Genomic DNA, 13,969 nt, shown 5'->3' with positions numbered 1-13,969 from the left:
TGTAGATGAACTCATGCGGGAGTTTGTTTAGAGTCTTTTTCTTTTGCAATCAAACAAAAAAGAGGCGCAGAGGCCTCTTTCTTTTTAACGGAAATATTGTTTTAATCCTTCAGTCATTCCTTCTGTGACTCGTTCTTGGTAAGAGGCGCTATAAATGATCGCTTCCTCCTGTGGATTGCTTAAGTACCCGAGTTCATATAAAAGGGAAGGGCGTTTGTTTTCTCTTAAAACAAAGTAATCTCCGAATTTGACACCCTTATCAGGGATTTGAGAGCGTTTTGCGACTTCGGAATGAACGCTTGACGCTAACTGCTGATCTTTTGCTGCATGATAATAATACGCAGTACTTCCTCTAACACTTTGGTCCATAAAACTATCATAATGAAGACTAATAAATGCATCTGCATTTCGATAATGAGAGGTTGCCACCCTTGATTGAAGGCTGATAAAGGTATCATCACTTCTTGTTAAATATACATTTGCACCTGAAGCCCTTAATTTGCCTGCCAGTAAATTGGCGGTTTTGATGGTGATGTTCTTTTCAAAAGCACCGTCTGCGCCAATCGTGCCGCTGTCTTTTCCGCCATGACCAGGATCAAGAACAATCGTTTTTCCTTTTAAAGAACCAGTTCCAGACGATGAATCCTGCTGAGGTCTTGGCGCTTCGCTGCTATTTTTCTTCGTTTGAACGACCCAGCTCGCCACGTAGCCAGTTCCGCTGTTTGATAGTGTCACCTCGTACCAGTCACCTTGCGTCCGAACAATTTGATAGGCAGCTCCTTTTGTTGCTCTTTCTGCAATCCCAGCAGAGGTAGAAGCGCTTTTTCGAATGTTGGTGCCGTCATAGACAATGTATGCTTTTTGCTCAGAAGCCGAAGAGGATGAACTCTTTTCAGGTGCAGAGCCTGCTCCTTTGCCTGTGACAATGTAATAGCTTGCAACCCAGCCTTTTACGCCTTTCCCCTCAATTTCATACCAGCCGTTCTGCTCTCGCAAAATGGTGATCTGTGTGTTGCGGGCAAGAGAAGTGATGACTTGTGCATTTGGTGCGGCCGATTGTCGTACATTCAAGCTCGATACGCCAACTGTGCCTGTCTCGTTAGAGCGAGAGGACTCGCCGGAGCTTGATTGAGAAGTTTTCTGCCCCCCTGAAACATAATCAGAGTGAACCCAGCCTTCTGCTTGTTTATACGAAATTTTCGTCCATTCGCCGCTTGTCTCGAGCTTTTTAGCGGTAGCGCCTTGCGGGAAAGTACCAATCACTTGATAGGAAGTCCCAGGGCCTGTCCGGATGCGAAGATCGGAAGCTGTCGATGTAATTGTACTGCCTCCAGCCGTGCTTTGACCTTGCGCCTTTGGCTTCGCGGATTTTTGAGCGCCGGATGATGTGGTAATCAGCCATGAGACGACCCAGCCTTTTTGTCCGTTTGATAATTGGATCTGCACCCATTCTCCTTGTTCAGTGAGAATAGGATAACTTTCGCCGCGTTTCACAACAGCTGCAATTCCGTAGCTTAAACCAGGGCCCGTTCTCACATTGATTTCATCTGTTGCGACAACAGCTTGATCTGTTTGTGCTGTAGCATGTGTCATAGGCAAAGAACTCGCGATGAGAACAAAACAAGTAAGCAGCATCATCATTTGATTGTGTTTTTTCAGATTCAAAACGGTGTTTTCCCCTCCCTTGTAAAACCGATGAATGTTAATTCGTTATGTAGTGGATGAATTCCTTGCAGTTTCCCTAATAAAAATGAATCAATCTGTTTATACTAAATAAAAATGTGATAAAAGGATGTACAAACATGAGATTAAGCAGAAAATTAGGACGAGTGCAATATAATGGACATCGTGATATCGACCGCTGGCAGCACGACGAAATGGATCAGCCAGGCTTCCTTGAAGAGACCGCATCTGAATACGGATGTACGTCAAAAGAAGAGCTGGAAAAGAAAAAGAGGCACGGCAAGGGTTGACAGAGTGGCAGCACCGACCTTATTATAATATAAATCAACACACTTGAAAATTTAAAATGTGGAACTGATGATAGAGAATAGTAGGGTAAATTGCGTGAGCAGAGAGGACTCGCCTTAGGCTGAAAGCGAATCCGCATGGCATTTATCACGAAAGAACACTCTGTAGGTTTCCTGCTGAACGCTCTGAAAATGAGTCAATAGGCGGAGAACGTGAATCTGCGTTAAGGATTTGAGCGGGAACATGCTTATTCATGTTCCAACTAGGGTGGCACCACGGGTATAACTCTCGTCCCTACTATACACATAGTAGAGGCGGGGGTTTTTTATATGTCCACATAAAAAATGAATGATGGTCGTAGGAGGACGAAAAATGAGTTTTAATATTCCAAGAGGCACACAGGATATTTTACCTGGAGAGTCAGAACGCTGGCAGTATGTTGAACAAATTGCGAGAGATACATGTGCAGCCTTTCAATACAAAGAAATCCGCACACCGATTTTTGAGCATACAGAGCTGTTTGCACGGGGAGTAGGCGAATCAACTGATATCGTTCAAAAAGAAATGTACACATTTGAAGACAAAAAAGGACGCAGCATCACACTTCGTCCAGAGGGAACAGCTTCAACTGTACGCTCTTATGTTGAAAATAAATTGTTCGCACAGCCGGCTCAGCCAACAAAGCTTTATTACATCGGACCAATGTTCCGCTATGAACGTCCGCAAACCGGAAGATATCGTCAATTTTATCAATTTGGAATCGAAGCGATTGGTTCCAAGGATCCTGCTATTGATGCAGAGGTCATTTCGCTTGCGATGAGTGTGTATGAGAAAGCAGGCCTTTCTAACTTAAAGCTCGTCATTAACAGCCTTGGTGACAAAGAGAGCCGTGCAGACTACCGCACAGCACTGGTCAAGCACTTTGAACCAAGAATTGAGGAATTCTGTCACGACTGTCAAACGCGTTTACATCAAAATCCGCTGCGCATTCTTGATTGTAAAAAGGATCGTGACCATGAACTGATGGCAACAGCCCCATCCATTCAAGATTACTTAAATGAAGAATCTCGGACGTATTTTGAAAAGGTCAAACAATACTTATCAGATATAGGCATTGAGTATGTCGTCGATCCAAATTTAGTACGCGGTCTTGATTACTACAATCACACAGCATTTGAGATCATGAGTAATGCAGAAGGCTTTGGTGCGATTACAACATTAGCCGGCGGCGGCCGTTATGATGGACTCGTTGAAGGAATTGGCGGTCCTGAATCACCAGGGATTGGATTTGCGATGAGTATTGAGCGTTTTTTATCTGCGATCGATGCTGAAGGAATTGAGCTTCCTCTCCAGGATGGTATTGATCTATACATTGCTGCTCTCGGAGATGAAGCGAAGGATTATTCTGTTTCATTATTAAACCGTCTGAGAAAAGAAGGTATCTCAAGTGAAATGGACTATACAGGGAAGAAACTAAAAGGACAATTTAAAGCGGCTGATCGATTAAAAGCCAAATTTATTGCAGTTCTTGGTGAAGATGAGCTAGCGCAGCAAATTGTGAATGTGAAAGATACAACAACGGGTGAACAAATTGAAGTGAAGCTTGATGAGCTGATTCAAATGTTGAAGGCCCACCAGAAAGCGTAAAGAAGGAGTGGAATGTTTGTGTTTGGTAGAACTTTTTATTGTGGAGAAGTAACAGAAGACCAAATTGGTCAGTCAGTTGTATTAAAAGGATGGGTTCAAAAAAGGCGTGACCTAGGCGGATTAATCTTTATTGATTTGCGCGATCGTACAGGGATTGTACAAGTTGTCTTCAATCCAGACTTATCAAGAGAGGCGCTTGAGACAGCAGAATCAATTCGTAATGAATATGTCCTTGATATTAAAGGAACGGTTGTCGCAAGAGAAGAAGCAACGATCAATCCAAATTTAAAAACGGGCAAAATTGAAATTCAAGTCGAAACGGTTACCGTTTTAAATGAAGCGAAGACTCCTCCATTTGTGATTTCAGATCAAGCAGACGAGGTATCAGAAGATGTTCGTTTAAAATATCGTTACCTGGATCTTCGCCGCCCTGCAATGTTTGAAACAATGAAAATGCGACATGAAGTCACAAAAGCATTCCGCCATTTCTTAGACGACAACGGCTTTCTAGACATTGAAACGCCCATTTTAACAAAAAGTACGCCAGAAGGTGCGCGTGACTATCTTGTTCCAAGCCGTGTACACGAGGGAGAATTTTATGCACTGCCTCAGTCTCCGCAGTTATTTAAACAATTGCTGATGGTTTCTGGGATGGACCGTTATTATCAAATTGCCCGCTGCTTTAGAGATGAAGATTTGCGTGCTGACCGTCAGCCGGAATTTACACAAGTCGATATTGAAATGTCCTTCATGAGTCAAGAGGACATCATGACGCTTGCTGAAGAGATGATGGCGAAGGTGATGAAAGATGTCAAAGGTGTAGACCTTACATTGCCATTACCTCGTATGACATATGATGAAGCGATGAATTCCTATGGATCCGATAAGCCGGATACTCGCTTTGAGATGAAGCTGGTGAACATTTCAGACACGGTAAAAGACTCCGATTTCAAAGTGTTTAGCGGAGCTGTGAAAAATGGTGGAGCTGTGAAAGCCATCAATGTCAAAGGGGCTGCAGCGAACTACTCAAGAAAAGACATTGATGCACTTGGTGCATTTGCAGCGAACTACGGTGCAAAAGGTCTAGCTTGGCTAAAAGCAGAAGGGACTGAATTAAAAGGTCCGATCGCTAAATTCTTTGATGAAGCAAAGCAAGCTGAATTAAAAGAACAGCTGCAAGTTGAAGAAGGCGACCTTTTACTCTTTGTTGCAGATAAGACGTCTGTTGTCCATGATGCGCTTGGTGCACTTCGCTTAAAACTTGGTAAAGAGCTTGAACTGATTGATGAGTCTGTATTTAATTTCTTATGGGTTGTCGATTGGCCGCTGCTTGAAAAGGATGAAGAAGAAGGCCGCTTCTATGCTGCCCATCATCCATTCACAATGCCGGTTCGCGATGATCTTGAATTAATTGAAACAAGCCCAGAAGACATGAAGGCCCAGGCTTACGATCTTGTGCTGAATGGCTACGAGCTTGGCGGAGGTTCTATTCGTATTTTCGAAAAGGACATTCAAGAAAAGATGTTTGGCTTACTTGGTTTTTCAAAAGAAGAGGCTTACGAACAATTTGGCTTCCTGCTGGATGCGTTTGAGCATGGTGTTCCTCCGCATGGCGGAATCGCGCTTGGGCTTGACCGTTTAGTGATGCTGCTTGCAGGCCGCTCTAACTTAAGAGATACGATTGCATTCCCTAAAACGGCAAGTGCGAGCTGCGTTCTTACAGATGCCCCTGGCCATGTAAGCGAGGCGCAGCTTGATGAGCTGAGTTTAGCGATTAAAACAAAAGTAAAACAGTAAAATAGGCGCATGTTTATAGGTATGTAAACGCTTGAAAAAGAAATATGCCTATGATATGCTTTCATCAATCAATAAATAAAGTCCTGATACGTACGGTGGTTACCTAGTTTTGACCGAACATTTTTTTATACGGGAGCTTGCCTTTCCTTTCTGCATAAATGCCTCTTTAGAGGACTTATAAAGTCAGGAAGAAAGCACCCACCTGCATGGTGCGGGGTTCAAAACGAAGGAAATGCTGGCGGCGTCATCGGGACTTTTTTGTGTTTTTTTCTTTTAGAGAAGGATGACGGAGAAGTCTGAATATGATATGATTCTTTCGATTCATTTTAAATAAAGGTGGAGTGAGGCACTTGTTACATCAGTTTTCAAGAAACGAGCTTGCCATTGGCAAGGAAGGCTTAAATATACTAAAAAACAGTACAGTTGCAGTGCTTGGTGTGGGCGGCGTTGGTTCATTCGCAGTAGAGGCACTCGCGCGTTCAGGCGTTGGCCGTATTGTTCTTGTTGATAAAGATGATATTGATATTACAAATGTAAACCGTCAGCTTCCAGCATTGCTATCAACAGTTGGCCAGCCAAAGGTTGACTTAATGCAGGCGAGAATCGCTGATATTAATCCAGAATGTGAAGTTGTTGCGCTGAAGATGTTTTATACAGAGGAAACATACGAGCAATTTTTTGAGTATCCGCTTGATTATGTCATTGATGCCTCAGATACCATTCACTATAAAATTCATTTAATGAAAGAGTGTCTGAAACGAGGTGTGAACATCATTTCAAGTATGGGAGCTGCGAACAAAACAGATCCGACACGCTTCAAAATTGATGATATTTCAAAAACACATACCGATCCTATTGCAAAAGTTGTGAGAACACGTTTGCGTAAGGAAGGGATTCGTAAAGGAATTGAAGTCATTTTCTCTGATGAAAGTCCAATTGTCATTCGCGAAGATGTCAGAAAAGAAGTTGGAAATGATGAAGCGAAGATTCGCAAGGCGCAAATGCCGCCATCATCTAATGCATTCGTTCCGTCTGTTGCCGGACTGATCATGGGTGGTCATGTCATTATGAAGCTTTTAAAAGATATTCCGATTACACGTGTGAAGGATAAATAAACAGCCCGCCTGCTAACATGCAGGGGGCTTTTTTTATTTCTGGCGTTTTAAATTTTCATAGACCTGTTTCAATGCACCTTCAAATTTTCCGGTTTGTTTCGGTACATAGTATTGCTTGTTTTTCAGCGGATCAGGTAAATATTGCTGCTTCACCCAGCCGTTTTCGTAATCATGTGGGTATAAGTAATCGACGCCTCTTCCGAGTGCTGTGGCGCCTTTGTAGTGAGCATCCTTTAAATGAACTGGAACTTCTCCAATTTTCCCTGTACGAATGTCACCAAGTGCCGCATCAATCGCCTTATATGCCGAATTAGACTTAGGAGAAAGACACAGCTCAATCACTGCGTTCGCCAGCGGAATCCGTGCTTCTGGGAAACCGATTCTTTCTGCTGTTTGTACTGCGCTTAACACGCGGGGGCCTGCCTGCGGACTGGCTAAGCCAATGTCCTCGTAAGCCATCACGAGTAATCTCCTTGTAATGCTTTCAAGGTCTCCTGCTTCGATCAGTCTGGCAAGGTAATGCAGCGCCGCATCTGTATCAGATCCTCTAATGGATTTTTGAAAAGCCGAGAGGACATCATAATGAGCATCACCATTCTTGTCATGTGAGAAGCTCTTTTTTTGTAAGCATTCTTCTGCTGCGGCAAGAGTGATTGTGATATGCCCTGTCTCATCAGCTTTTGTCGATAAGACAGCGAGCTCGAGTGCATTTAAAGCAGAACGCACATCTCCTCCGCATCCATTGGCAAAATGATTCATCGCTTCATCGTCCACTGTCACCTCATAGCCGCCAAGCCCGCGATGCTCATCCTGTAAGGCTCTTGTTAACGCAGCTTTGATTTGCTCTGTTTCAAGCGGCTTCAGCTCGAATATTTGTGTCCGGCTTCGAATGGCAGGATTGATCGCATGATAGGGATTAGCCGTTGTTGCCCCAATTAAAATGATCATGCCATTTTCTAAATAAGGAAGAAGAAAATCCTGCTTTCCTTTATCAAGCCGGTGGACTTCGTCTAAAATAAGGATCACCTGGCCGCTCATTTTCGCTTCAGCGGCAACAGCTTCCATATCCTTTTTGTTATGAATGACCGCATTCAGCGTTCGAAAAGCAATGCTTGTACTGCCAGCAATCGCGGTTGCAATCGATGTTTTGCCGATGCCCGGCGGTCCATATAAAATCATCGAGGATAAATGTTTTGCCTCGACCATTCGCCTAATAATTTGACCTTCTCCAACAAGATGCTCCTGCCCAATAATGTCTTCAATATGACTTGGGCGCATCCGGTACGCTAAAGGTTTCATAATTATCTCTCCTATAGCAATGTCTTGTTTGTATAGAGTACCGAAATTTCTTCAAATAGAAAAGGGATTCGTCCTTCTATCATGCTCAGAACCCGTAAATGAAAGTTGGCTGAAAGTATGATATAATTGCTTTTGGTCTATATATCAGCGTATATGAAATCAGAAAAATAATTGATGACATAGAATAGAAAACGCAGAGGTGTTTAACTTGAAAATATCAACTAAAGGCAGATACGGTCTGACGATCATGATCGAATTAGCCAAAAAACATGGCGAAGGCCCTACATCATTAAAATCAATCGCTCAAAACAATGATTTGTCTGAGCATTATTTAGAGCAGCTTGTATCACCACTCCGCAATGCCCGTCTTGTAAAAAGTATCCGCGGAGCGTATGGCGGCTATGTTCTTGCACATGAACCAAACGAGATCACAGCAGGTGATATTATTCGTGTATTAGAAGGACCCATTAGTCCTGTTGAAGTCATCGAAAACGAAGAACCAGCAAAGCGTGAACTATGGATTCGTATTCGTGATGCAGTAAAAGACGTACTAGACAATACAACTCTTGAAGACTTGGCAAGCTACACAGATGACGGGGATCAAGACTCGTATATGTTCTATATTTAGATCAGAGGTGTACCGGAAATGGAACGAATCTATTTAGATCATGCGGCCACTACGCCGATGGATCAGCGTATTGTGGACAAGATGATGCCGTACTTTACAGAGATATTTGGCAATCCCTCTAGTATTCATTCATATGGGCGCGAGGCAAGAAAGTGGCTCGATGAAGCAAGAGAAGTCATTGCAGGAGAATTACACTGTAAACCGCAGGAGATCATCCTCACAAGCGGTGGAACCGAGGCGGACAACCTGGCAATTACAGGTGTTGCCATGGCAAGACAGCATGAAGGAAAACATATCATCACAGTGAAAACAGAGCATCATGCGGTGCTGCATACATGTGAACGCCTAGAAAAACTAGGATTTGAAGTGACATATTTAGATGTGGACGAAACAGGATTGATTCATCTTGATCAATTAAAACAAGCATTGAGAGATGATACAATTCTTGTGACCGTCATGTACGGCAATAATGAAACAGGTGTGATTCAGCCAATCAAAGCCATTGGCGAACTTCTGCGTGATCACACGGCTCATTTTCATACAGACGCAGTGCAGGCGTTTGGCACAGTGCCTATTGATGCAGCAGATCTCCATATTGATCTTTTATCTGCTTCTGGCCATAAGCTGAATGGTCCGATGGGAACAGGTTTTTTATATGTAAACGAAGGCGTGAAGCTTTCTCCGCAAATATTCGGAGGCGAACAAGAAAGAAAGCGCCGTGCTGGCACTGAAAATGTGGCAGGAATTGTTGGGCTTGCAGAAGCTGTTCAATTAACGAAGCAAAATAGAAGAGAAAAAGCGATGCATTATGGTAAGCTCAAAGAAACCATGCTGCAAGTATTCGAAGAGGAATCTCTCAATTTCTCTATCAATGGACATCCGAAAGAGACATTGCCGCACATTTTAAATGTTCATTTCCCGGGCGTCTCCATTGAATCGCTGCTTGTGAATTTAGATATGGAAGGAATTGCTGTTTCAAGCGGATCGGCATGTACGGCTGGATCTGTCCTTCCTTCGCACGTGTTAAGCGCCATGTATGGCGAAGAAGCAAAAGAGCTGACGTCCTCAGTCAGAATAAGCTTCGGTCTTGGGAATGAAGAGGATCATGTGAAGCAGGCGGCACGTAAGATAGCGGCTGTTGTCAAACGCCTAGCCAAATAAATACTTCCTTTTGTTCGTGTGTGAAAAATGAAACAGCGAAGCACCTGAAGAACGAAACGCGCATGTTGTTTCATTGAAATTGGAGTTGATGAAGATGACAAAAAGACCAGAAGATACAAGAGTTGTGGTCGGTATGTCCGGAGGAGTCGATTCATCAGTTGCCGCTCTTATGTTAAAGGAGCAAGGCTATGATGTCATCGGCATATTTATGAAAAACTGGGATGACACTGATGAAAATGGTGTTTGCACAGCAACGGAAGACTATGAGGATGTCATCCGCGTATGTAACCAAATTGGAATCCCTTATTATGCAGTGAATTTCGAGAAGCAATATTGGGACAAAGTGTTTCAATATTTTCTTGATGAATATAAAGCCGGCAGAACGCCAAACCCAGATGTCATGTGTAACAAAGAAATTAAGTTCAAGGCTTTCCTTGAGCATGCATTGTCACTTGGTGCGGATTACTTGGCAACAGGACACTATGCCCGTGTTGACAGAACAGGCGATGAAGTCAAAATGCTGCGAGGTCTTGATGCAAACAAAGACCAAACGTATTTCTTAAATCAGCTGACTCAGGAACAACTTGATAAAGTCATGTTCCCAATCGGTGATTTAGAGAAAAAAAGGGTTCGTGAATTAGCTAAAGAAGCAGAGCTCGCAACAGCAGCGAAAAAAGATTCAACTGGTATCTGCTTTATCGGAGAAAGAAACTTTAAAACGTTCCTTAGTCAATATTTGCCTGCACAGCCTGGTGTGATGCAGACAATGGACGGAGAAGTAAAAGGGGAGCACGATGGACTGATGTATTACACGATCGGTCAGCGCCAAGGACTTGGCATTGGCGGCAGCGGTGATCCTTGGTTTGTCGTTGGAAAAGACTTGGAGAAAAACATCTTGTTTGTTGAACAAGGCTTCCACAATCCACTTTTATACTCTGAAAGCATTTCAGCCGTTAATATCAGCTGGACTCGTCCTCATATTGTCGGAGAAAACGGTGAATTAACCTGCACAGCAAAATTCAGATACCGTCAAGAAGATCACCATGTGAAGGTCAAAATGACAGGTGAGCAAGAAGCGATGGTTATTTTTGATGAACCTGTTCGTGCTGTTACCCCGGGACAAGCGGTTGTTTTTTATGATGGCGACGAATGTCTTGGCGGCGGTACAATTGACGATGTCTTCAAAGATGGTCAAAAGCTGTCGTATGTGTAGCATGTTTCAAAACCTCAACGTCGCTGTTGAGGTTTTTTAATGAAAGGATGAGAGAGCGAATGAATCATAACGAAATCGGCATAGAAGCCTTGAATCAATGGAATATCGAAAAAGCAGCTGAAGCTTTTACAAAAGCGATCGAAGAAAGCCCGAAGGATCCGGTTCCATATATTAACTTTGCGAACTTACTTTCAAGTATCAATGAATTTGAACGTGCTTTAAACTTTTTTCAAAAAGCAATTGAACTTGATCATACCGCAGCTGCAGCCTATTATGGAGCAGGAAATGTATATACATTAAAAGAAGACTTTATGAAAGCGAAAGACTATTTTGAACAAGCACTAAAAGCCGGCATGGAAAATAGTGATTTGTTTTATATGCTCGGGCAGACGCTCATCAAATTAGAGCAGCCAAAGCTTGCGATGCCATATCTTCAGCGTGCCGTTGAACTAAACGAAGAGGATAATGAAGCAAGATTCCAATTTGGCATGTGTTTAGCCAATGAACACATGCTGGAAGAAGCGGTGACAACTTTTACTGAAGTCATTACGCGTGATCCGCAGCATGCAGATGCCTTTTATAATTTAGGGGTTGCGTATGCGTACTTAGAGAAAAAAGACGAAGCACTTGAGATGCTGGGTAAAGCCATTGACGTGCAGCCTGACCATATGCTGGCACTACATGCACAAAAGCTGATTCAAGAGGCAGAATAGATGGAAGGAGGGAAGACCTGTGCAGGAACATCCAGATCAAATGAAGCTTGAGGACGAACCGTTTTTAAAGGGGACCATTCAAGCCGTTATTTTCCATAATGAAAGTAATTTATACTCGGTGTTAAAGGTAAAAGTCATTGAAACATCGGAAAACTTAGAGGAAAAAACTGCATCTGTCACAGGCTACTTCCCCGCACTTCATGAGGAGGAAACCTACACCTTTTATGGCAAAGTGACAAGCCATCCGAAATTTGGTGAACAGTTTCAGGCCACTCATTTTCAAAAGGAAGTGCCGACAACGAAGCAAGGCATCATACATTATCTCTCAAGTGATTTATTTGAGGGGATAGGAAAAAAGACGGCGGAAGAAATTGTGGGACAGCTTGGCAATCAGACGCTTCATAAGATTATGCGTGACCCAGCTGTTTTGTATGATGTACCGCGCTTATCAAAAAAGAAGGCGGATAAGCTTGCCGCAGCGCTTCAGGAGCATCAAGGGCTGGAACAAATCATGATCAGCCTGAATCAGTATGGCTTTGGTCCGCAGCTCAGCATGAAGATTTACCAAGTATACGAGAGTGAAACACTGCAGAAAATCGAGGAAAATCCCTATCAGCTCGTTAAGGATGTTGAGGGAATCGGGTTTATTAAGGCGGATGAGCTTGGCGCTAGAACAGGCATCTCAGGAAATGACCCAGAACGGATTCGCGCCGCCTTGCTATATACAGTGGAGACAGCCAGTCTACAAGACGGTCATACGTACATACAAACGAAAGATTTGATCGTCGAAACCCGCAAGCTGCTCAACCAAACCGGCAATGATTACAAAGTGACTGAAATGGATGTTGCCAATCAGATCATTGCACTTGGCGAAGGAAAAGAAATGATCATTGAAGATGACCGCTGCTATCATCCATCCTTATTTTATGCGGAGCAAAGTGTCGCCAAACGCATTCAAAAAATCGTCTCCCAAACAGAATATGCAGATCAATTTCCTGAATCAGAATTCCTGCTAGCACTTGGCGAGCTGGAGGAGCGGTTAGGCGTCCAATATGCACCGACACAAAAGGAAGCGATTCAAAAGGCACTCATGTCCCCGATGCTGCTTTTAACAGGCGGGCCTGGAACAGGGAAGACGACGGTCATTAAAGGAATTGTCGAGCTTTACAGTGATCTTCACGGTGTTTCTCTTGATCCGAGTGATTATAAAAAAGATGAATCCTTCCCATTTGTGCTTGCGGCACCAACTGGACGGGCGGCTAAACGGATGACAGAATCAACAGGGCTTCCAGCTGTCACCATTCACCGGCTGCTAGGCTGGAACGGTTCGGAGGGCTTCTCTCATGATGAGGAACAGCCGATTGAAGGAAAGCTTGTCATCATTGATGAATCAAGTATGCTGGATATTTGGCTGGCGAATCATTTGTTTAAAGCGATTCCTGATCATATCCAAGTGATTATGGTAGGGGATGAACATCAGCTGCCATCTGTCGGACCAGGCCAAGTTTTACGGGATTTGCTTGCCTCAAAAGCCGTGCCGGCTGTTACCCTGACAGATATTTACCGGCAGGCAGACGGCTCAACCATTGTTGAACTTGCACATGATATGAAAAATGGTGTGCTGCCAAAGGATATCACTGCACGCTCAAAGGATCGGTCCTTCATTCAGTGTTCAGCTGATCAAATGAAAGAAGTTATTGAGAAAGTTGTCAGCAATGCTGCTCAAAAAGGGTTTTCAGCAAAGGATATTCAAGTGCTGGCACCGATGTATAAAGGAAAAGCAGGCATCAATGAGCTCAACAAAATGCTGCAGCACATTTTGAATCCTAAAAAACCAAAGGGCAGAGAAATCCCGTTTGGTGATGTGGTGTACCGGACAGGTGATAAGGTGCTTCAGCTTGTGAATCAGCCGGAGAACAACATTTTTAACGGCGATATCGGTGAAATTGTCTCGATTTTTTATGCAAAAGAAAATACAGAAAAAGAAGACATGGCTGTGATCTCCTTTGATGGAAATGAAATCACCTTTACAAAAAAAGATTTTCATCAATTTACACATGCTTATTGCTGCTCTATTCACAAATCACAAGGAAGTGAATTCCCGATTGTTGTGCTGCCAGTCGTCAGGAGCTACTACCGAATGCTTCGGCGGAATCTGCTGTACACAGCCATTACACGCAGTAAAAAGTTTTTAATACTGTGCGGCGAGGAATCAGCGCTGGAGTGGGGCGTGAAAAACAATGAGGATTCCCTCAGACAAACGTCCTTAACGATGCGGCTAGTACAAACCGAACAAATCATGGATGCAGAACTTGAAGCGCTCCAAAAAGAGCTTCCGTTTAGCGTACATGACGCAAATATTGGCATGGAGGGAATCACTCCATTTGATTTTATGCATGAGTAGAAGGTTCAGATTGTTGACAAA

At 43.4% G+C, this 13,969-nt stretch carries 11 protein-coding genes, 1 other RNA gene and 1 other annotated feature; of the genes, 10 read left to right on the top strand and 2 right to left on the bottom strand.

Annotation, left to right across the window (positions count from 1 at the left end):
- Positions 1–84: 84 nt before the first annotated feature.
- Positions 85–1,665, bottom strand: coding sequence for an SH3 domain-containing protein (locus MHI23_RS12470; protein WP_342491989.1), 1,581 nt, complete (start codon positions 1,663–1,665; stop codon positions 85–87).
- A 137-nt stretch (positions 1,666–1,802) separates the two neighbouring features.
- On the opposite strand from MHI23_RS12470, the gene MHI23_RS12465 reads away from it, so the two are divergent.
- The 5 genes from MHI23_RS12465 (at position 1,803) to MHI23_RS12445 (ending at position 6,530) form a co-directional block, all read left to right on the top strand.
- Positions 1,803–1,973: a YrzK family protein gene (locus MHI23_RS12465; protein WP_003216250.1), complete on the top strand. Its 171-nt coding sequence runs from the start codon at positions 1,803–1,805 to the stop codon at positions 1,971–1,973.
- Positions 1,974–2,031: 58 nt separating this feature from the next.
- Positions 2,032–2,270 (top strand) — a binding site (T-box leader).
- Positions 2,271–2,343: 73 nt separating this feature from the next.
- Complete coding sequence (gene hisS / locus MHI23_RS12460) at positions 2,344–3,618, top strand: histidine--tRNA ligase (protein WP_125586666.1); 1,275 nt, start codon at positions 2,344–2,346, stop codon at positions 3,616–3,618.
- 18 nt (positions 3,619–3,636) lie between these two features.
- Positions 3,637–5,415 carry an aspartate--tRNA ligase gene (gene aspS / locus MHI23_RS12455; protein WP_125586664.1) on the top strand — a complete coding sequence of 593 codons (1,779 nt, stop codon included), beginning with the start codon at positions 3,637–3,639 and terminating at the stop codon, positions 5,413–5,415.
- A gap of 77 nt (positions 5,416–5,492) precedes the next feature.
- Positions 5,493–5,673, top strand: a non-coding RNA gene (ssrS, locus tag MHI23_RS12450) — 6S RNA.
- A gap of 92 nt (positions 5,674–5,765) precedes the next feature.
- Positions 5,766–6,530, top strand: coding sequence for a tRNA threonylcarbamoyladenosine dehydratase (locus MHI23_RS12445; RefSeq protein ID WP_024423127.1), 765 nt, complete (start codon positions 5,766–5,768; stop codon positions 6,528–6,530).
- Between the two features lie 33 nt (positions 6,531–6,563).
- On the opposite strand, the gene MHI23_RS12440 is transcribed toward MHI23_RS12445, so the two are convergent.
- Complete coding sequence (locus MHI23_RS12440) at positions 6,564–7,829, bottom strand: replication-associated recombination protein A (RefSeq protein ID WP_025092426.1); 1,266 nt, start codon at positions 7,827–7,829, stop codon at positions 6,564–6,566.
- Between the two features lie 208 nt (positions 7,830–8,037).
- Here MHI23_RS12440 and MHI23_RS12435 point away from each other — a divergent pair, with 208 nt between their 5' ends.
- The 5 genes from MHI23_RS12435 (at position 8,038) to MHI23_RS12415 (ending at position 13,948) form a co-directional block, all read left to right on the top strand.
- The gene (locus MHI23_RS12435) at positions 8,038–8,457 is read left to right on the top strand and encodes an Rrf2 family transcriptional regulator (RefSeq protein ID WP_024423125.1); all 420 of its coding nucleotides are present in this window, start codon (positions 8,038–8,040) and stop codon (positions 8,455–8,457) included.
- Positions 8,458–8,475: 18 nt separating this feature from the next.
- The gene (locus MHI23_RS12430) at positions 8,476–9,618 is read left to right on the top strand and encodes a cysteine desulfurase family protein (RefSeq protein WP_041086402.1); all 1,143 of its coding nucleotides are present in this window, start codon (positions 8,476–8,478) and stop codon (positions 9,616–9,618) included.
- 94 nt (positions 9,619–9,712) lie between these two features.
- Positions 9,713–10,831 carry a tRNA 2-thiouridine(34) synthase MnmA gene (mnmA, locus tag MHI23_RS12425; RefSeq protein ID WP_024423123.1) on the top strand — a complete coding sequence of 373 codons (1,119 nt, stop codon included), beginning with the start codon at positions 9,713–9,715 and terminating at the stop codon, positions 10,829–10,831.
- Between the two features lie 59 nt (positions 10,832–10,890).
- Positions 10,891–11,544 carry a tetratricopeptide repeat protein gene (locus MHI23_RS12420; protein WP_342491988.1) on the top strand — a complete coding sequence of 218 codons (654 nt, stop codon included), beginning with the start codon at positions 10,891–10,893 and terminating at the stop codon, positions 11,542–11,544.
- A gap of 19 nt (positions 11,545–11,563) precedes the next feature.
- The gene (locus MHI23_RS12415; RefSeq protein ID WP_024423121.1) at positions 11,564–13,948 is read left to right on the top strand and encodes an ATP-dependent RecD-like DNA helicase; all 2,385 of its coding nucleotides are present in this window, start codon (positions 11,564–11,566) and stop codon (positions 13,946–13,948) included.
- Positions 13,949–13,969: the final 21 nt, after the last annotated feature.

The organism is Bacillus sp. FSL M7-0003 (assembly GCF_038628485.1).
Lineage (GTDB): Bacteria > Bacillota > Bacilli > Bacillales > Bacillaceae > Bacillus > Bacillus safensis.
The sequence above is the reverse complement of the archived record's forward strand: the minus strand, read 5'-3'. Positions and strand labels throughout refer to the sequence as shown.